Genomic DNA, 18,584 nt, shown 5'->3' with positions numbered 1-18,584 from the left:
GCGGCTCCGCAGACGGCGGCGGCCGATGCCGGGCGTGGACACCCGTGGATAGCGTGATCGGAGACAAGGTGCCTCGGCGGACGCTCGACTCATTGGTGACCCAGGTCGCCTCCGAGCTGATGGGTGTCGACGCCACGACCATGGCCGAGGCGACCGAGCGGGTGCTGGCCCAGCTGGTCGAATACTTCGACGTCGACTTCAGCTATGTGCGCCACACCGACCGCGAGCGCCGGGCGTCGGTGCTGATCGCGGAGTGGCCGCACCGGCCGCAGGTGCCCGATCCGGATCCGCTGGAGGTCGTCTACTTCGAGGGCGCCGATCCGGTGTTCCGCGCGTTCGAGCACGGGACCGAACCGATGATCGCCCGCCCCACACCGGAGTTCGCCGACTATCAGGAGACGATGCGCCGGGCCTCCGGCATCCCTGTCGTCACCACCGCCGCGGTGCCGCTGCTCTCGCGCGGCGAGTCGACCGGCGTGCTCGGCTTCATCAAGACCGGCGACCGGGAGTGGAGCACCCGCGAGCTCAACGTGCTCAAGGCGATCGCCGCGCTGTTCGCGCAGTTGCAGGCGCGGGTCGTCGCCGAGGAGCGGTTGCGCTACATCGCGCTGCACGACGACCTGACCGGACTGGCCAACCGCCGCGCACTGCTAGAGCACATGGACGAGCGGCTGAAACCGGGCAGCCCGGGGCCGGTGGCGGCGTTCTTCCTGGACCTGGATCGGCTCAAGGCGCTCAACGACTTCCTCGGCCACACCGCGGGTGACAACTTCATCCGCACCCTCTCGTCGCGGCTGCGCGAGCACCTCGACCCGGACGACATGATCGCGCGGCTCGGCGGTGACGAGTTCGTCATCGTGCCGGCCAAGCCGATGGACGCGGTCGCGGCGGAGGAGGAGGGCACCCGGATCCAGCAGCTCATCGGCCGCCGGGTCACCGTCGGCGGGGAATCGGTGAGTCGCGCGGCGAGTATCGGGGTGGCCGTCGGCATCCCCGGCGAGACCACCGTCGCCGACGTGTTGCGCCGCGCCGACCATGCGCTGCTGTCCGCGAAATCGGGCGGTGGCAACGGTGTTGCCGTGTTCACCGACGCCATGCGTGCCCAGTTCGAGCTGCAGGACGATGTGGAGCTCAACCTGCGCGGCGCCGTGTCCGACGGCTCGCTGCTGCTGCACTATCAACCCGAGGTCGATCTGCGCACCGGGCGCATCGTCGCGCTGGAGGCGCTGGTCCGCTGGCTGCATCCGACCAGGGGGCTGCTGCCGCCCGCCGCGTTCGTCACGGTGGCGGAGGCGACCAACCTGGCCGGTGAGCTCGGGCGCTGGGTGATCAGGTCGGCCTGTGCGCAGTTCGCCGAGTGGCGCAGGCGTGGCCTGGCGGCGAATGTCGTGATGCGCATCAATGTTTCGCCGGTGCAGCTGGTCAGCCTGGACTTCGTGGAGCGGATCGAGGACATCCTGCGGCTGTTCGGCATCGACGGCAGTTCGATCTGCCTGGAGATCACCGAGCACGTCGTGGTGCAGGATCTGGCGCGCACCCAGGTCACCCTGCGCGGACTCAAGCGGATGGGCGTGCAGATCGCCATCGACGATTTCGGCACCGGCTACAGCTCGCTGTCGCATCTGAAGGCGCTGCCGGTCGACGCGGTGAAGATCGACCGCGGCTTCGTGCAGCGCCTCGGCGCGAGCACCGACGATCTGGCGATCGTGAAATCCATTATCGGGCTTGCCGGTTCGTTCGGCCTCGGCGTGGTGGGCGAGGGCGTCGAGACGGCGGTGGCCGCGCGCACGCTGGTCGGGCTCGGTTGCTATCGGGCGCAGGGCTTTCTGATCGCCCGGCCGATGCCCGCCGACGAGGTGGAGGCGCATCTGGCGGTCGGCCGCATCCCACTCGATCTCGACTTGCCGAGGGCGAGTCGCGGCACTGCGGGGATATGACCGCCGAACGCTCGTCCGAACATCAACTGTCCGAACATGATTGGTTGCTGGTCGAGACGCTGGGCCGCACGCCGGATGGGCAGTGCGCGGCACCGACGCTGGTGTCCGATGGGACAAAGGTGAAGGACTGGGCCCGCTTGCTGCGGGTGCGCCGGGAACTGCATGCCGCGGCGCCGCAACGCATCATCGAGGTGGTGCAGTGCTGCGTCGAGACCGCCGAGTCCGTGACCCATTGCGAGACAGGGCTTGTCGTGCTCGGCGTGCCGATCCTGTGCGCGTTCGACGAGGTGCACGGCGTGCAGGTGTGGGCCGGGACCGACGAGCAACAGCCGCCGCCGCGTCTGCGGGTCGCCGCGTGGGACTGGGTCGCCGACACCGAATTGGCGCACCACGGACCGGGTTTGGAGGAGCTGGTCTTCGCCAGGGCACCCGAGGACGTCCGGGTGATCCGCACGCCGCCGGAGGCCTTCGGCCGCATGGTGCGCTTCGAGGGCCGGATCGACTATTTCGAGATGGTCGGCACGCTCGACGGCCGACATCAGAGCGAGGTCGACATGCTCGGCGACGACGGTGTCGTGCGCAGCTTCCAAATGGTGACCAGGGCCGATCCGGTGGCCCGCCGGATCAGGGCGGTGATGCACGAATTCGCCGATGCCGCGCCCGCCCAACCCGATGTCGACATGACCATGCTGCGCGCGGTCTCGCAGCGGGCGGACGATGGCGTCGGCTTCGTCGGCCTGAGCTCCTGCCTCATCTACGAGTGGACCAGGACCCCGGCCCCGCCGCTGGACCGCTGGGCCGTCGAACGCCCGGCGGTGCACCCCGACGACCTGGCCGGCTTCCGCGCCGCCTGCGCCGAGCTGGCCGCCGAACCCGCCGGAACGGCGGCCAGACACCTGCGACTACGCGTGCGGTTCACCGACACCGAGTGGATTCCGGTGCGGGCCGAGCTCTCGCCCGTGCTACCCGCCGCGAGTGGCCACGGCCTGATCAAGGTGTGGCCGGAGTAGCCCCCTGGCAAGCCGGTTCGCCGGGTCTTCCACGGCTGTTCACGCCGCGTTGGGCGCACCGGTCCCGAGGATCACCCGATGGGCTGCACCATCGGCGAGGTGCGCATAGTTCAGCTTGCGAACTTCTACGGCCCGCGGTCGGGTGGGTTGCGCACTGCCTTGCATCACCTCGGCGAGGGCTACGTGACGGCGGGCCACGAAGTGGTGCTCATCGTGCCGGGCGCACGCCGCTCCGAAGAGCTGCTGCCGACCGGTGTGCTGCGAATAACCCTGCCCGCCTTGGCCATTCCGTGGACTGGTGGTTATCGCGCAGCCGACCCGCGGCGGGTGGCCGATGTGCTCGCCGGGTTGCGCCCCGACGTGCTCGAGGTGTCGGACCGGCTGACCCTGCGCGGATTCGGCCGCTGGGCCCGGCGCCGCGACGTGACCGGGGTGATGATCTCGCACGAACGACTCGACCGGCTGCTCGGCCAGTTCATGCCGCGCCGGGCCGCGCGCCGCTGCGCCGACGTGGCCAACGGCCGCACCGCCGCCGACTACGACATCGTGGTCTGCACCACCGAGTTCGCCCGCGAAGAGTTCCTGCGGATCGACGCGCCGAACGTCGAGCTGGTGCCGCTCGGGGTGGACCTGGAGTTGTTCAGCCCGCGCAGGCACGACGGCAGGCTGCGCGCCGATCTCGGGGTGCCCGGTCATCCGCTGCTGGTGCACTGCGGCAGGTTGTCTGTGGAGAAACGGGTGGAGCGCAGCATCGAGGCGGTCGCCGCCTTGCGCGAGGCGGGCACCGAGGTCCGGCTGGTCGTCGCGGGTGACGGGCCGCGCCGCGAGGCATTGGAGCGCCGGGCGCGTGCGCTGCCCGCACTGGCGGGCGGACTGCCCGCCGTGCATTTCACCGGCTTCATCTCCGAGCGCGCGATGGTGGCGAAACTGCTTGCCACCGCGGATGTTTCACTGGCTCCCGGCCCGCACGAGACGTTCGGCCTCGCCGCGCTGGAGGCGCTGGCGGCGGGCACCCCGGTGGTGGCGAGCCGGTCCTCGGCGCTCAAGGACATCGTGACCGCCGAGTGCGGCGCCGTCGCCGACGACCGCGGCTCCGCGTTCGCGCAGGCGGTCACCGACGTGCTCGCGCTGCCGACGGTGGGCCGCAGGCGGGCGGCCCGCAGCCGGGCCGAGCAGTACACCTGGCCCAGGGCGGTGGCCGGAATGCTCGCCGTACTGGGCCGCTGAGCCGCGCTCGATTACCCTGCGGTGAGCCGATTCGAGAAATTCGAGATGAGGATGCGCAGTGCGAGGTAATGGGCGACCGGGCCGCAGGACAGTGCGGGACGCGAAGGTGCTGATCACGGGCGCCGCCAGCGGAATAGGCCGGGCCACCGCGCAGGCCGCCGCCGCGGCGGGCGCCGAGCTGGTGCTCACCGACATCGATGCCGCCGGACTGGACGACACGGTGGCGGGCATCCGCCGCGACGGCGGCGTCGTGCTTGCCGCGCAGGCGTTCGATATCACCGACTTCGACGCCGTCACCGCCTTCGCCGAGCAGGTGCACGGCGAGCACGGCAGCCTCGACATCGTGATGAACGTCGCGGGCACCTCGGCCTGGGGCACCGTGGAAAATCTGGAGCACAAGCATTGGCGGCGCATGGTCGACGTCAACCTGATGGGCCCGATCCACGTGATCGAGAACTTCGTGCCGCCGATGGTGCGGGCGGGCAAGGGCGGCTCGCTGGTCAACGTCTCGTCGGCGGCCGGTCTGCTCGCGCTGCCCTGGCACGCGGCCTACAGCGCGAGCAAGTACGGCATCCGCGGCGTCTCGGAGGTGCTGCGCTTCGACCTCGACCAGCACAACATCTCGGTGCACCTGGTGGTGCCCGGCGCGGTGGACACACCACTGGTGCACAGCGTCGAACTGGTCGGCGTCGACCGGGAGTCACCGAGGATCCGCAGGCTCACCGAGTCGTTCACCAAGCACGCGGTGTCACCGGAGCATGTGGCGGCCTCGATCCTGCGCGGCATCGCGCGCAACCGATTCCTGATCTACACGTCCTTCGACATCCGCTTCGGCTACTGGTGGGCGCGAAAGTTCGCGCTGCCCTACGAGATTGTGATGCGGCGCGCCAGCGCCAGGTTCAGCCGGTTGCTGGCCGCGCAGCACAATTGAGCTGCACATCCAGCACGCGCGCGCCGGGGCCTTCGGTGCCGAGCCGGTCGTGCTCGTTGACCAGTTTGCAGCTGCCGAGTGACAGGCAGCCGCAGCCGATGCAGCCGGTGAGGTTGTCGCGCAACCGAATCAGCTGGGTGATGCGGTCGTCGAGGTCGGCGCGCCAAGTGGTGGACAGCGTCTCCCAGTCGCGGCGGGTGGGGTTGCGGCCTTCCGGCAGCTGATCGAGCGCGTCGCGAATTTCGCTGAGCGGTATACCGACCCGCTGGGAAATGCGAATGAAGGCGACCCGCCGCAGCGTCTCGCGTGCGTATCTGCGTTGATTCCCGCTGGTCCGCCGACTGCTGATGAGTCCTTCGCGTTCGTAGAAGTGCAACGCGGAAACTGCTACTCCGCTACGCTCGGAAAGCTGCCCGGGGGTCAGCTCCTTTGCTCGCCAATCGGCTGTCGACATGCACGCTCCTCCATTCCCCTCAACAATACTTGAGGTTAGCCGGAGCCGGGGGAGGAATCGCCCGCATCGGCAAGTCGGCCCGATCCGCCGATAGCGAGGGCTGCACCACGCCGCAAGACCACAACGAACCCCCGAATAACGTGCTCTGGAGCCCCCGGCGAACTACGGTCTGAGCATGGGAGCAGATGCTGTGCCCGCGCGGCACGGAGAGGACTCGGACGCGGACGGGCTGGACCCCGACAGTCCGGGCACGCGGTTGACGGTGACCTCCGAGGTCGGCACGCTGCGCACGGTGCTGCTGCATCGGCCCGGCGACGAGCTGCGCAGGCTCACCCCGCGCAACAACGATCAGCTGCTGTTCGACGGCATTCCCTGGGTGGAGCGGGCCCAACAGGAGCACGACGCGTTCACCGGCGTGCTGCGCGAGCGCGGCGTCGAGGTGCTGCTGCTGGCCGACCTGCTCGCCGAGACCCTCGCGGTCAGCGGCGCCGCCCGGATCCAGGGCATCTCCGCCGCGGTGGACGCGCGCAGGCTCGGGCACACGCTGGCCGACCAGCTCGCCGCCTTCCTGCGCGGTGTCCGGGCCAGGGACCTGGCCAACATCCTGATGGCCGGGATGACCTTCGACGAACTGCCGTTCGGACCCGACGCCACCTCGCTGGTGCGCCGGATGCACCACGGCGCCGACTTCGTCATCGATCCGCTGCCCAATCTGCTGTTCACCAGGGACTCCTCGTTCTGGATCGGGCCACGCGTCGCGATCACCTCGCTGGCGCTGCCCGCCCGGATCCGGGAAACCTCGCTCACCGACCTGATCTACGCCTTCCATCCGCGCTTCCTCGGGGTGCGCCGCGCCTACGAATCGCACACCGCGCCCATCGAGGGCGGCGACGTGCTGCTGCTCGCGCCCGGCGTCGTCGCGGTGGGCGTCGGCGAACGTACCTCGCCGGCCGGCGCGGAAGCGTTGGCGCGCAGCCTGTTCGACGACGACCTCGCACACACCGTGCTGGTCGTGCCGATCGCGCAGAACCGGGCGACCATGCACCTGGACACCGTCTGCACGATGGTCGACAGCGACGCGCTGGTGATGTACCCGGCGGTGCGTGACTCGCTGTGCGCGTTCACCATTCAACGCGAAGACGATTACAGCGGGCGCAACGGCGAGGGCCGGGTGGCGATGAGCGGACCCGATCCGTTCCTGGTCGCCGCGGCCAAGGCGATGGGCATCGACAAGCTGCGGGTGATCGACACCGGCCTCGACGGCGTCACCGCCGAGCGCGAACAGTGGGACGACGGCAACAACACGCTGGCCATCGCGCCGGGCGTGGTGGCCGCCTACGAGCGCAACGAGATGACGAACGCTCGCCTGGAAGACGCGGGCATCGAGGTGCTGCGCATTCCAGGCTCCGAATTGGGTTCCGGTAGAGGCGGGCCCCGCTGTCTGTCCTGTCCACTATCCCGGGATGAGTTGTGATCCAACCATGTTCAACATCACCGTGTCGCATGAGTCGGCTGTCCCGCCCTACGAGCAGCTACGCATGGGGATCATCGCCAAGGTGCGCTCCGGCGAGCTGACCGCGGGCACGAAGATCCCCACCGTGCGGGCGCTGGCCGCGCAACTCGGTCTCGCGCCGAACACGGTGGCGCGCGCCTACCGCGAGCTGGAGGCCGACGGCGTGGTCGAAACCCGGGGCAGGCAAGGCTCTTTCATCGCCTCCTCCGGGGATCCGACCCGCGATGTCGCGGGCCGGGCCGCCACGGCTTACGTCGCTACCGTTCGCCGCTTAGGGCTCGACGACGCCGCCGCGCTCCGTTACGTCAAAGCGGCGCTGGAGGGTTGAGCCGCGCCCGCGGCGCAGCTCGTGCTCAGCGCCAGCTCGGCAGCCAGAGGTGGTCGTGCCAGTTGCCCGGTGTGATCGGCAGCGCGGTGAGGATCGGCCAGAGCCAGATGAAATTGGCGATCACCAGGCCGAGGTAGAGACAGACGGCGAGCAGGCCCAGGGCGTGCCGTTCGTCGGGCGCGACCGGTAGATAGGTGCCGACCGGACTGCGCGGCACCGGTATTCGCCGGGACGGGCCGAGGATGTCGCCGAGAACCAGCGCCATGCCCATCACCAGGAACGGGGCGAGCGCTACGGCGTAGAAGTAGTACATCTGCCGGTCGAGGGTGAGGAACCAGGGCAGCAGCGCCGCGCTGTAGCCGACGAGCACCGCGGCGTAGCGCCAGTCGCGCCGCACCACGATGCGCCACACCATCCAGGCGATCACCGGGAAGGCCAGCCACCAGATCGCCGGGGTGCCGATCAGCATGACGGCCTTGACGCACTGGGTCTGCCCGCAGCCGCTGACGCCGTTGTCGGCGTAGTAGTAGAGCATCGGCCGCAGCCCCATCGGCCAGGTCCACGGCTTGGATTCCCAGGGGTGGTGATTGCCCGCCGAATTGGTCAGGCCTTCATGGAATTTGAGCGCCTCGCCGCTGTAGAACCAGAGCGAGCGCAGGGCGTCGGGGATCCAGCTGAACGGCCCGCCGGTGCCGACCTGATTGCCGACCGCCCACCGGTTGACGCCGGTCTCGCTGGCGAACCAGGCCCAGTAGGTGCCGAGATATACCCCGAGTGGCACCAGCACCAGCGCGTACAGCGCGGGGCCGATATCGCGGATCGCCGTGCCGGACCATGGACTGCGCACGCCGTAGGCGCGCCGGGCCGCCAGGTCGAAGCCGACGCTGAGCAGGCCGAAGGCGATGATGAAGTAGACGCCGGACCATTTTGTCCCGCAGGCCAATCCGAGCAGCACCCCGGCGCCGAAGCGCCACCAGCGCACCCCCAGGCGCGGTCCCCAGGGCGTCTCACCGATCCGGCCTTCGGCGTCGGCCTTGGCGAACCGGGCTCGCACCTCGTCGCGGTCGACGATCAGACAGCCGAAGGCGGCCGTGACGAACATCGCCAGAAAGATGTCGAGCATGCCGATGCGCGAGGAGACGAACGTGGTGCCGTCGGCGATCAGCAGGATGCCCGCGATCGCGCCGATCAGGGTGGACCTGGCCAGCCGCCGCACGATGCGGATCACCAGCAGGACGAGCAAGGTGCCGGCCACCGCGGAGGCGAAGCGCCAGCCCCAGCCGTTGTAGCCGAATATCGCCTCGCCGATCGCGATGAGCTGCTTGCCGACCGGCGGATGCACCACCAGCCCGTAGCCGGGGTTGTCCTCCACCCAGCCGCCGTTGAGCATCTGCCAGCCCTGTGGCGCGTAATGCTTCTCGTCGAACACCGGGGTGCCCGCGTCGGTGGGGTAGTTGAGCATGGTGAATCGCGTTACCGCCGCGATCGCCGTGAGGAACGCGGTGACGAGCCAGCCGCGCAGCGTGTCGGTCGGCCCGAAATCGGGCGAGGGTCGCCGCGGCGCGGGGCTCGACCAGGAGGGCACGGACCCGAACGGAGCGGTCGCGCGCTGGTCGGTCACCTGTGTCACGCTCCGATCGTATGCTGTGCGCGCCACGAGGTCCCGCAGCGGTGAGGCCGACACCGTGTGAAATCCATAGCACGCGCCTACCCGCCGAGTGGTCACGATCACATACCGAGTACCCGGTCCCGGCGGCGCCGCGCTCCGAACGCCCGCACCGATGGCGAAAACGGGCACGTGGCGCATTCGGCTGTGCGTGGCGCAGTAGGGCTGCGGGCGCGGGGTGGGCGGGTCGATAGGCTGCGAAGGTTCGGTAGGTGCCGGGCGTGGTCGAGACGGGAGTGCGGTGGCGGACGAGGCGACAGGGCCGGGCAGGCTGGTGCTTGCGGCGACACCGATGGGGGATATCGGTGATGCCTCGCAGCGGCTGCGCGACGCGCTCGGGTCCGCAGACATCGTCGCGGCGGAAGACACCCGGCGGACCAAATCGCTCGCCAAGGCGCTCGGCGTGGAGATCGCAGGCCGGGTGATCAGCTTCTACGACCATGTGGAGGTCGCGAAGATTCCGGCGCTGCTCGCCGATATCGAGGCCGGGCGCACCGTGCTGCTGGTCACCGACGCGGGCATGCCGTCGGTGAGTGACCCCGGCTACCGGCTGGTCGCGGCGTGCGCGGAGCGCGATCTCCCGGTGACCTGCCTGCCTGGTCCGTCGGCCGTCACCACGGCGCTCGCGCTGTCCGCCCTTCCGGTGGAACGGTTCTGCTTCGACGGCTTCGCCCCGCGCAAGGGCGGTCAGCGCCGAGAGTGGTTGCGCACCTTGGCCACCGAGCCGCGCGCCTGCGTGTTCTTCGAGGCACCACACCGCCTCGCCGACTGCCTGGCCGACGCCGTCACCGTGCTCGGCCCCGACCGGCGCGCCGCCGTCTGCCGCGAACTGACCAAAACCTACGAGGAGGTCATCCGCGGCACCCTCGCCGAGGTCGCCGCCTGGGCCGTCGACGGCGCCCGCGGCGAGATCACCGTCGTCCTCGAAGGCGCGCAACCCAAATCCGCCGACCCGGTCGACCTGGTCGACGAGGTCGAAGCGCTCACCGCCGAAGGCATCCGCCTCAAGGACGCCTGCGCCCAGATCGCCGGCCAGCACGGCGTCTCCCGCAACGAGCTCTACAACGCGGTGCTGGTCGCCCGCCGCGACGGCGCGGACTGACCGGCGTTTTTGCGGTGCGACAGCGGACAGGTGACGAACCGCGCCATGGTGCGCGCCGCGCCGACGCGGCATGATCGTCCTATGTCTTCTCTGGAAAGCAAGGCCAAGGCCTTCCTCGCACTGCACCGTCCCGGTGATCCCGCCGTACTGCCTACCGTGTGGGACGCGTGGTCGGCGAAGGTGGCGGTGGACGCGGGGTTCGCCGCGCTCACCGTGGGCAGTCACCCGGTGGCCGACTCGATCGGCCGCGCTGACGGCGAGGGGATGACCTTCGCCGAGTTGCTCACCAGGGTCCGGCAGATCACCGAGGCCGTCGACGTGCCGGTGTCGGTGGATATCGAGTCGGGCTACGGCCTCGAACCGGCGCAGCTGATCGACGGCCTGCTTCAAGCGGGCGCCGTCGGGCTCAATATCGAGGACACCGTGCACAGCGAGGGCCAGCGGCTGCGCGCGCCGCAGGAGCACGCCGATCTCGTGCACGGCCTGCGTCAGTTCGCCGACGCGGCCGGGGTGCACGTGGTGGTCAACGCCAGGACCGACCTGTTCCTGCGCCAGGACGGCGACGAGGCGGACCGGGTCGATCGCGCCATCGAGCGGCTGCGCCTGGCCGCTGCCGCGGGGGCCGACGTGCTCTTCCCGGCGGGTGCGTCCGGCGACGCTGCCGTGCGCAGGCTGACCGGTGAACTTCCCCTGCCGATCAGCATGGTCGGCCTGCCGGACAAGTCCGACAAGGCGGTGCTCGCCGATCAGGGCGTGGCCAGGATCAGCTTCGGGCCCTTCTTGCAGCGGGCGCTCACCGCGGAGATCGAGCGGCTCCTCGCGCGCTGGAAGTAACCGCTCGCCGCTGAAAAGCGAAGCGGGCACTACGGTTACAGGCCGAGTGTGGCGTTGACGAATTGCACGAACAGTGGAGCCAGGTCAGGGACGCGAGCGGGGCCGTCGGACACGATGACGCGGCGGGTCCGCTCCCCGATCGCGTCCGGAAGTAAGGCGATCAGCTCGTTCGACACCTCCGGTAATGCCGGATCCGCTTGGCGCGCTTGGTCGTAGAAGATTCGGTACAGCTCGGCGAAGCGGTCGACGGCCAGGTCGCGGAAGTCGACGGCGGCCTGGTTCACCTTGAACGACTCGACGAGGATCAGTCGCGCGAAATCCGGCTCGGCAGCGACGGTTTCGCAGAAGGTGACGACGATGGACTCGATCCTGGCGTGTGCGTCGGCATCCGGCGCGAGCTGGGCGAGTTCCTCGGCGATCCGGGTGGCCACGATATCCACGCCGGTGTGCACAGCCTCGACGAAGCACTCTTCCTTGTTCGCGAAGTGCTCGTAAAAAGTACTGCGCGAGACTCGTGCTCGGGCAACGATATCGGTGAGCGTGGTGCCGGAATACCCCATGCAGTCGACGCATTCGACCATCGCCTCGATGAGCCGCCCACGCTGCGAGACCAGGACCGCGTCTCGTGCCGCGCGATGCCGATCGGCGAAGCTGTTCTGCGGCATGGGTGTCGATCCTGTCGCCTGTTGTCGGCGCATCGGTGCCCTCCCTGTTCAGCGAACATATGCATTCGTAACCAAGCATTATGCGTCTGTGCGCCAGGGGATTACGCGCCGGTGGGCAAGGATGGCCGTTTCGGTCCGGGTTCGGGCCGCGTGCGGTACCTTCCGGTAGGTGTTCAGTACGCGGTGGTACACGGGGCGGAGAATCGAACGGGGAATCCGAGAGTTGTTGCGCACCGCGGTGCGAGCGCTACTCACCTCGATCGGTCGCAGCCGTCCGGCTGCCGTCCCGGCCCACACCGAGCACGGCCCGCTCGGCCGGACCGTGCCGCGCGCGGGCTACTCGACCATCAGGCAGTGTGTGCCCGCGCGCAGCAGCATGGTGCGGCGTCGCCAACGCGGCACGGGCACAGCCTGATTCGACGCACGCGACCGAGCAGGCCGCGTGCGGTTCACTCCTTCGGCTCGATGTACTTGGGGTACACCGGTTCCGGCGCGGGCAGCGGCACGCCGGGCACGATCGGCGTCGCGATGTCGGCGAAGCTGCGACCCTGCTGGCCGAGCTGATCGAGGATCTTGCCCGCCGAACCCGGCATCACCGGCTGCACCAGGATCGCGACGATGCGCAGCACCTCGAGCGTCACGTACAGCACCGTCGCCTCGCGGGCCAGATCCTCCGGCGTGCCGGACTTGGCCAGCGCCCACGGCGCCTGCGCAGAGAAGTACTTGTTCGTCTCGCCGAGCGTCAACCAGATCGCTTCCAGCGCGAGATGCATTTGCTGCGCGTCGAATTCGGCGCGGCAACGGTCGAGCAGACCGTTGGTCAACGCCAGCAGTGTCTGGTCGGCCTCGGTGAACTCACCCGGCGTCGGCACCACGCCGCCGCAGTCGCGCGCGACCAGCTTGGTGCTGCGCTGCACCAGGTTGCCGAACTCGTTGGCCAGATCGGAGTTGATCCGGCCGACGATCGCCTCGTGGCTGTAGCTGCCGTCCTGCCCGTAGGAGATCTCGCGCAGCAGGAAGAAGCGCACCGCGTCCAGACCGTAGGTGTCCACCAGCTCCAGCGGATCGACCACATTGCCGACCGACTTGGACATCTTCTCGCCCTTGTTGTACAGGAATCCGTGCACGAAAACGCGTTTCGGCAACTCGATGCCCGCCGACAGCAGGAACGCAGGCCAGTAGACCGTGTGGAACCGGGTGATGTCCTTGCCGATGATGTGCACGTCGGCGGGCCAGAACCGCTGGAACGCAGCGGATTCGGTGTCCGGGAAGCCGACGCCGGTGATGTAGTTGGTGAGCGCGTCCACCCACACGTACATCACGTGATCGGGGTGGCCGGGCACCGGCACGCCCCAGTCGAAGGTGGTGCGCGAGATGGACAGATCCTTCAGCCCCGCCTTGACGTAGCTGACGATCTCGTTGCGCCGGGTGGCGGGCGCGATGAACTCGGGATGCTCCTCGTAGAGCGCGAGCAGCTTGTCCTGGTAGGCCGAGAGCCGGAAGAAGAAGTTCGACTCCTCGGTCCAGGTGACCGGCGTCTTCGTCTCGGTGGAGATCCGGGTGCCGTCGTCGAGCAGCGTGGTCTCTTCTTCGGTGTAGAACGCCTCGTCGCGCACCGAGTACCAGCCCGAGTAGTTGCCGAGGTAGATATCGCCGTTGGCGAGCATGCGCTCCCAGATGGCGACACTGGCCGCCTGATGGTCCTCGTCGGTGGTGCGGATGAACCGGTCGAAGGTGACGTCGAGCGTCTTGTCCATCGCCTCGAACACGTCGGAGTTGCGCGCCGCGAGCTCCTGCACCGGGAGGCCCTCGGCGACGGCCGTCTGCTGCATCTTCTGACCGTGCTCGTCGGTGCCGGTCATGAAGAAGACGTCGTACCCGTCGAGCCGCTTGAACCGGGCGATGGCGTCGGCCGAGATGTACTCGTACGCATGCCCGATGTGCGGCGCACCGTTCGGGTACGCGATGGCCGTGGTGATATAGAAGGCGGGGCGGTCAGCTGCGCTCATGACTCCACCTCGCTGCGCTCGGCTCCGTCATGCGCGGGGCGCGCTGTTAATTCGATTCGCTCGCTACGCTCGCTCATGGTGTGTCTACTGTAATGCGCGTGGTTTCCAACCTTCGCGCGAATATCCGCTGTGCCGATTCGGCGGTCGCCGCGCCCTGGCCTGCCGGTGCCGATGTCGCTGTGACCGGCGGTGCCCGATGAGCAACAAGCGCCCCGCGCCCGACCTGCCGGAGCCGCTCGCCCCGATCGTCGACGCGCACACCCACCTCGATGCCTGCGGCGCCACCGACGCGGCGTCCACCACCGTGATCGTGGACCGGGCCGCCTCGGTCGGCGTCGGCCAGGTGGTCACCGTCGCCGACGATCTCGCCGCCGCGCAGTGGGCCGTGCAGGCTGCGCACTGGGACCCCCGCGTGTACGCCGCCGTCGCACTGCACCCGACCCGCGCCAACGCGCTCGACGAGGCCGCGAAGGCCGAACTCGAGCGGCTCGCCGCCGACCCCCGCGTGGTCGCGATCGGCGAGACCGGACTCGACTACTACTGGCCGGGCAAGCTCGACGGCTGCGCCGACATCGAGACGCAGGTCGAGGGTTTCCGCTGGCACATCGACCTGGCGAAGCGGCTGCGCAAACCGCTGATGATCCACAATCGCGAGGCCGACCACGATTTGCTGACGGTGCTGCTGGACGAGGGTGCGCCGAATACCGTTATCTTCCATTGCTTCTCGTCGGACACCAATATGGCGCTGGCTTGCGTGGCCGAGGGCTATGTGCTGAGTTTCTCCGGCACGGTCAGTTTCAAGAATGCGCATGAGTTGCGGGAAGCCGCGAAAGTGGTGCCGGACGAGCTCATTCTGGTCGAAACGGACGCGCCCTATTTGACCCCGCATCCATTCCGTGGTGCCCCCAACGAACCGTATTGCTTGCCGTACACGGTGCGGGCGCTGGCGGAAGTGCGCGAACAGGACCCCGCCGAATTGGCGAAGATCACCACGGCGAACGCTCGGCGCTTCTACGGCATCTGAGTCGAACCCGCTATTTTTCGGCACTCCGAGTACCCGCAAGGGGGCTGGATATGCGGGGTGTGTCCTAGGTCACTATGGTGGTCACAATTCGTGATCGACCTGCGGCGTCGATATCTTTTCGTGATATTGATAGCTCCAGCTGAAGCCAGTGAAGGTTGTCTACCCCCAAACCCCTCGTTATCGTACTGTGACCATGTCCCCATTCACGAGGATCAACCAGTCTCGCTCGCCGCTGCTGTACGTGGCGGTCGGCGCGTTGCTGATGACGCTGATCGTCGGCGCCGGGCTCGCGATCGTGAACCGCAAGACGGTGACGGTCGTCGTCGACGGCGAGAAGCGGGTCGAGACGACCATGTCGCTCAACGTGCGCGGTGTGCTGCGGGCCGCCGGGTTCGCGGTGACCGAGCGCGACAAGGTGGCCCCCGGGCTGGCCGCGCGGATCGGCGACGGCGCCACCATCACGCTCAACCGGGCGCGCGAGGTGCAGCTGATGGTCGACGGCCAGGCCCGCAAGGTGTGGACCACCGGCCTGACCGCGGGCGAGGCGCTCGAGCAGCTGAGCCTGCCCAGCGAGGTGTACGTCTCGCCGGCCCGCACCGAGAAGCTGCCGCTGGAAGGCGCCGCGCTGAAAGTCGCGACGCCACGGGCGGTCTCGCTGATCGACGGCAGCGGCGCACCGGTCGACCTCCGGTTGGCCGCGCCGACCGTTGGCGAATTGCTCACGGTCGCGGGCGTTCCGCTGATCGAGCAGGACACCGTCGAGCCCGCCGCGTCCACCCCGCTCACCGATGGCACACGAATCACGGTGACGCGCAAGCGGATCGAGCAACGGACCGAGACGCTGCCGCTCGACCCGCCGGAGAACGTGATCGAAGACCCGACCATGAACATGAGCCGCTCGGTGGTGGAAACCCAGGGCGCGCCGGGCGTGCAGGACGTCACGTTCGCGGTCACCATGGTCAACGGCGCCGAGGTGGAGCGTAAGCCGATCGCCTCGACGGTGACGGTGACCGCGCAGCCGAAGACCATCCGCAAGGGTGCCAAGCCGGGCACCGAGGTGCCGCCGGTGCGCGACGGAGCGGTCTGGGACGCGCTGGCCCGCTGTGAGTCCACCGGCAACTGGAGCATCAACAACGGCAACGGTTACTACGGCGGCATCCAGTTCGACCAGAGCACCTGGGAACGTCAGGGCGGACTGAAGTACGCACCCCGCGCCGACCTCGCGACCCGCGAGGAGCAGATCGCCATCGCCGAGGTCACCCGCGCCCGGCAGGGTTGGGGCGCTTGGCCCGCCTGCACCAGCCGCCTCGGCATCAGCTGAACCTGCCCGAGCCGCACACCTTTTGATTCCCCGCATAGGAAATCGCTGGCGATTCCCCATGTGGGGAATCTGTGCACCGAGGGTGATGGCGGTTACTCGGTGGAACCCCTTCGTGTTGCTTTCGATTCGCTGACCAGTCACGGCGACCAGGCAATATTCCGCTGATCTGTACACTCGTCCAGGTTTGTGACGGTGTGGGTCGGGTCAGTGAGGTGTGGTCGATGAGGGTTGTTCAGGCGTGCCGGCGTGCGGTGGCGGTAGCCACGTTGGCGGCCAGTGCCGCGTTGTGCGTGAATGTTGCTCCGGCACACGCGGAAACTCCCGGGACGCTGATCTCGGTCGCCGCCCAGCCGGACGGCTGGCACGGGGTGTCGGGCGGCTCGGTGGTCGAGTACTGGATGCGCGCATCGGACGGAACGCCGCGGCAGGCCAGCGGCGCACTGTTCGTCCCGCAGGGCACGCCGCCCGCGGGCGGCTGGCCGGTCGTCGCCTACGACCACGGCACCAGCGGTCTCGGCGCGGGCTGCGGCGGGCAGTCCGATCCGGCGGGTCATCCCTATCAGCAGATCCGGTCCAAAGAGGATCAGCTGATCCAGCGCCTGCTCGGCCAGGGCTTCGCCGTGGTCGCGCCGGACTACCTCGGACTCGGCCGCTTCGACACCGGCCCGCACCCGTATCTGGAGATCGCCTCCGAGGCGACCGCCACCATCGATCTGCTGCGCGCCGCCCGCACCGCCCATCCCGAGTTGTCGCGCACCTGGGCCGTGCTCGGGGTGTCGCAGGGTGGGCAGGCCGCGCTCGGCACCGGCCACCTGCAGGCCACTTACGCGCCGGAACTGGACTTCCGCGGCACCATCGCGATCGATCCGGAATCCGACGTGGAGAAGGTGCTGCCGCTGGCCGGGCCGAACATCCCCACGGTCCGCGGCGGTGACGGCGCGATGAGCTTCTTCGTCAGTATCCTGGCCGGTCTGCGCGCCGCCCGCCCTGACGTGAATGTCGACCAGTACCTCACCCCGCTGGGTCGCGAGGTCTTGGACAGCGTCGGCACCCGGTGCCTGGACGGCATCACCGAGCGTGTGCGCGGCCTCGGTGTCGGCGACCTGCTCGCCAGGCCGCTCGCCGAGGAGCCCATCCGCTCCGCCCTCGACACCTACCTCACCGTGCCGACTTCCGGCTACGACGCCCCGATCCTGTTGCTGCTCAACATCACCGACACCGTCGTGCCCTCCCCGCTGCACGCCGCGCTGGCCGCCCAGTTCGCCGCCAACGGTGTCGATTTCCAGACCGTCACCGGCACCGGCAGCCACACCCAGCTCAACCCGCCGATGTGGGCGGCCATCGATTCCTTCCTCGACCGCGTCAAGGCACCGGCGCCGCAGCAGTAGTCCACGGCTGCCCCCGCAACGAGGCGGCGCGGCCGGGCACATCCCGGAGGTTGATAGGTTCTTCAGGTGTCCGAACCTGAAGTTGCTGCTCGTGGGAGTGCCGCGTTGCTGGGGCCCGCCGAAGTGCGGGTGCTGGCCGAGCGGCTCGGCGTGCGACCGACCAAGCAGCTCGGGCAGAACTTCGTGCACGACGGGAACACGGTGCGCCGCATCGTCACGGCGGCCGGGGTCGGGCGCGACGATGTGGTGCTCGAGGTCGGGCCGGGGCTCGGCTCGCTGACGTTGGCGCTGCTCGACGTCGTGGATTCGGTCGTTGCCGTCGAGATTGATCCGGTGCTCGCCGAGCACCTCCCGGTGACTGTCGCGGACCGGGCGCCCGACCTTGCCGACCGGTTGACGGTCGTCGAAGCGGATGCGCTGCGGATTGCGGCCGCCGACCTGCCGGTGTCGCCGACCGCGCTGGTGGCGAACCTCCCGTACAACGTGGCGGTCCCGGTGCTGCTGCATCTGCTGGCCGAATTGCCCAGTATCGCAGTGTCTTTGGTGATGGTGCAGGCTGAAGTGGCGGACCGGCTCGCGGCTGCCCCCGGCAGTCGCATCTACGGCGTGCCCAGCGTGAAGGCCGGATTCTTCGGTACCGTCCGCCGCGCGGGCGCCGTCGGCACCCAGGTCTTCTGGCCGGTTCCGCGCGTGGATTCCGGCTTGGTCCGCGTCGACCGCTACGTCGAACCCCCGTGGTCGATGGACGAGGACCATCGCCGCCGCGTCTGGGAGGTCGTCGACGCGGCTTTCGCGCAACGCCGCAAAACTCTGCGTGCGGCCCTGGCCGGCTGGGCAGGCTCACCCGCGGAAGCCGAGCGTCGCCTCGTTGCCGCCGGTATCGCGCCGACGGCCCGCGGCGAAACCCTCGACACCGCTGCGTTCGTTCGTCTCGCCGCCCAGGGTTGAGTAACGCAGTCTGCGAGCGTACCGAGAGGCGTACTGGTCGGTTTGTGTTGCGGCCGAAGCGAATACGCGCGCGGCAACTCTGCATCGGCAACGCGTTCCACCTGTGATTCTGGCGATGCAGATTGTGGATAACAGACATTTGCCTTTTTGGCGCACCGTCGGCGGTCGCGGGGGCACAGTCGATCCGATTGTGCTTCTTCGCGATTCACGCCGCACAGTAAGCGCAG

Annotated in this window: 17 protein-coding genes; 13 read left to right on the top strand and 4 right to left on the bottom strand. The window is 68.9% G+C overall.

The genetic code is table 11. The features are described from left to right. Positions 1-119: 119 nt before the first annotated feature. The 4 genes from DMB37_RS16050 (at position 120) to DMB37_RS16035 (ending at position 5,105) form a co-directional block, all read left to right on the top strand. Positions 120-1,937, top strand: coding sequence for a bifunctional diguanylate cyclase/phosphodiesterase (locus tag DMB37_RS16050; protein WP_135237606.1), 1,818 nt, complete (start codon positions 120-122; stop codon positions 1,935-1,937). Further along, positions 1,934-2,947, top strand: coding sequence for a GAF domain-containing protein (locus DMB37_RS16045; protein ID WP_135233416.1), 1,014 nt, complete (start codon positions 1,934-1,936; stop codon positions 2,945-2,947). Before DMB37_RS16050 ends, DMB37_RS16045 begins: the two co-directional genes overlap by 4 nt. A 99-nt stretch (positions 2,948-3,046) precedes the next feature. After that, positions 3,047-4,174: a glycosyltransferase gene (locus tag DMB37_RS16040; protein ID WP_135237605.1), complete on the top strand. Its 1,128-nt coding sequence runs from the start codon at positions 3,047-3,049 to the stop codon at positions 4,172-4,174. A 58-nt stretch (positions 4,175-4,232) separates the two neighbouring features. Beyond that, entirely contained in the window at positions 4,233-5,105 is an 873-nt protein-coding gene (locus DMB37_RS16035) for an SDR family oxidoreductase (protein ID WP_135233415.1), read from the top strand. Here DMB37_RS16035 and soxR read toward each other — a convergent pair. Next, entirely contained in the window at positions 5,074-5,559 is a 486-nt protein-coding gene (gene soxR / locus DMB37_RS16030) for a redox-sensitive transcriptional activator SoxR (protein WP_107659310.1), read from the bottom strand. The genes DMB37_RS16035 and soxR overlap by 32 nt on opposite strands. A gap of 175 nt (positions 5,560-5,734) precedes the next feature. On the opposite strand from soxR, the gene arcA reads away from it, so the two are divergent. Both arcA and DMB37_RS16020 read left to right on the top strand, forming a co-directional pair. Then, on the top strand, positions 5,735-7,033 hold the full coding sequence (arcA, locus tag DMB37_RS16025; RefSeq protein WP_234391258.1) for an arginine deiminase: 1,299 nt from the start codon (positions 5,735-5,737) through the stop codon (positions 7,031-7,033). 7 nt (positions 7,034-7,040) lie between these two features. Then, positions 7,041-7,400 carry a GntR family transcriptional regulator gene (locus tag DMB37_RS16020; protein ID WP_135237604.1) on the top strand — a complete coding sequence of 120 codons (360 nt, stop codon included), beginning with the start codon at positions 7,041-7,043 and terminating at the stop codon, positions 7,398-7,400. Between the two features lie 25 nt (positions 7,401-7,425). Here DMB37_RS16020 and DMB37_RS16015 read toward each other — a convergent pair whose 3' ends face one another. Beyond that, positions 7,426-9,030 carry a dolichyl-phosphate-mannose--protein mannosyltransferase gene (locus DMB37_RS16015; protein ID WP_135233414.1) on the bottom strand — a complete coding sequence of 535 codons (1,605 nt, stop codon included), beginning with the start codon at positions 9,028-9,030 and terminating at the stop codon, positions 7,426-7,428. A gap of 277 nt (positions 9,031-9,307) precedes the next feature. Here DMB37_RS16015 and rsmI point away from each other — a divergent pair, with 277 nt between their 5' ends. Then, positions 9,308-10,168, top strand: a complete 861-nt coding sequence (gene rsmI / locus DMB37_RS16010; protein WP_135233413.1) for a 16S rRNA (cytidine(1402)-2'-O)-methyltransferase — start codon at positions 9,308-9,310, stop codon at positions 10,166-10,168. Between the two features lie 81 nt (positions 10,169-10,249). Next, on the top strand, positions 10,250-11,002 hold the full coding sequence (locus DMB37_RS16005) for an isocitrate lyase/phosphoenolpyruvate mutase family protein (RefSeq protein ID WP_135233412.1): 753 nt from the start codon (positions 10,250-10,252) through the stop codon (positions 11,000-11,002). A 35-nt stretch (positions 11,003-11,037) separates the two neighbouring features. On the opposite strand, the gene DMB37_RS16000 is transcribed toward DMB37_RS16005, so the two are convergent. After that, on the bottom strand, positions 11,038-11,667 hold the full coding sequence (locus DMB37_RS16000) for a TetR/AcrR family transcriptional regulator (protein WP_240772406.1): 630 nt from the start codon (positions 11,665-11,667) through the stop codon (positions 11,038-11,040). 169 nt (positions 11,668-11,836) lie between these two features. On the opposite strand from DMB37_RS16000, the gene DMB37_RS15995 reads away from it, so the two are divergent. Next, positions 11,837-12,082 (top strand): hypothetical protein, encoded by a 246-nt coding sequence (locus tag DMB37_RS15995; protein ID WP_135233410.1) that lies wholly within the window; start codon positions 11,837-11,839, stop codon positions 12,080-12,082. Positions 12,083-12,116: 34 nt separating this feature from the next. Here DMB37_RS15995 and metG read toward each other — a convergent pair whose 3' ends face one another. Next, entirely contained in the window at positions 12,117-13,676 is a 1,560-nt protein-coding gene (gene metG / locus DMB37_RS15990; RefSeq protein ID WP_135233409.1) for a methionine--tRNA ligase, read from the bottom strand. Positions 13,677-13,872: 196 nt separating this feature from the next. On the opposite strand from metG, the gene DMB37_RS15985 reads away from it, so the two are divergent. From DMB37_RS15985 to rsmA, 4 genes are all read left to right on the top strand, one after another. Next, a complete protein-coding gene (locus DMB37_RS15985) occupies positions 13,873-14,700 on the top strand; it encodes a TatD family hydrolase (protein ID WP_135233408.1) in 828 nt (275 codons plus the stop codon). Positions 14,701-14,893: 193 nt separating this feature from the next. Continuing rightward, on the top strand, positions 14,894-16,021 hold the full coding sequence (locus DMB37_RS41810; RefSeq protein ID WP_107660942.1) for a resuscitation-promoting factor: 1,128 nt from the start codon (positions 14,894-14,896) through the stop codon (positions 16,019-16,021). A 221-nt stretch (positions 16,022-16,242) separates the two neighbouring features. Beyond that, positions 16,243-17,409 (top strand): alpha/beta fold hydrolase, encoded by a 1,167-nt coding sequence (locus tag DMB37_RS15975; protein ID WP_135233407.1) that lies wholly within the window; start codon positions 16,243-16,245, stop codon positions 17,407-17,409. Between the two features lie 66 nt (positions 17,410-17,475). Next, positions 17,476-18,357, top strand: a complete 882-nt coding sequence (gene rsmA / locus DMB37_RS15970) for a 16S rRNA (adenine(1518)-N(6)/adenine(1519)-N(6))-dimethyltransferase RsmA (protein ID WP_135233406.1) — start codon at positions 17,476-17,478, stop codon at positions 18,355-18,357. Positions 18,358-18,584 lie beyond the last annotated feature (227 nt).

This window comes from Nocardia sp. CS682, assembly GCF_004634405.1.
Classification (GTDB): Bacteria; Actinomycetota; Actinomycetes; order Mycobacteriales; family Mycobacteriaceae; genus Nocardia; species Nocardia ninae.
The sequence above is the reverse complement of the archived record's forward strand: the minus strand, read 5'-3'. Positions and strand labels throughout refer to the sequence as shown.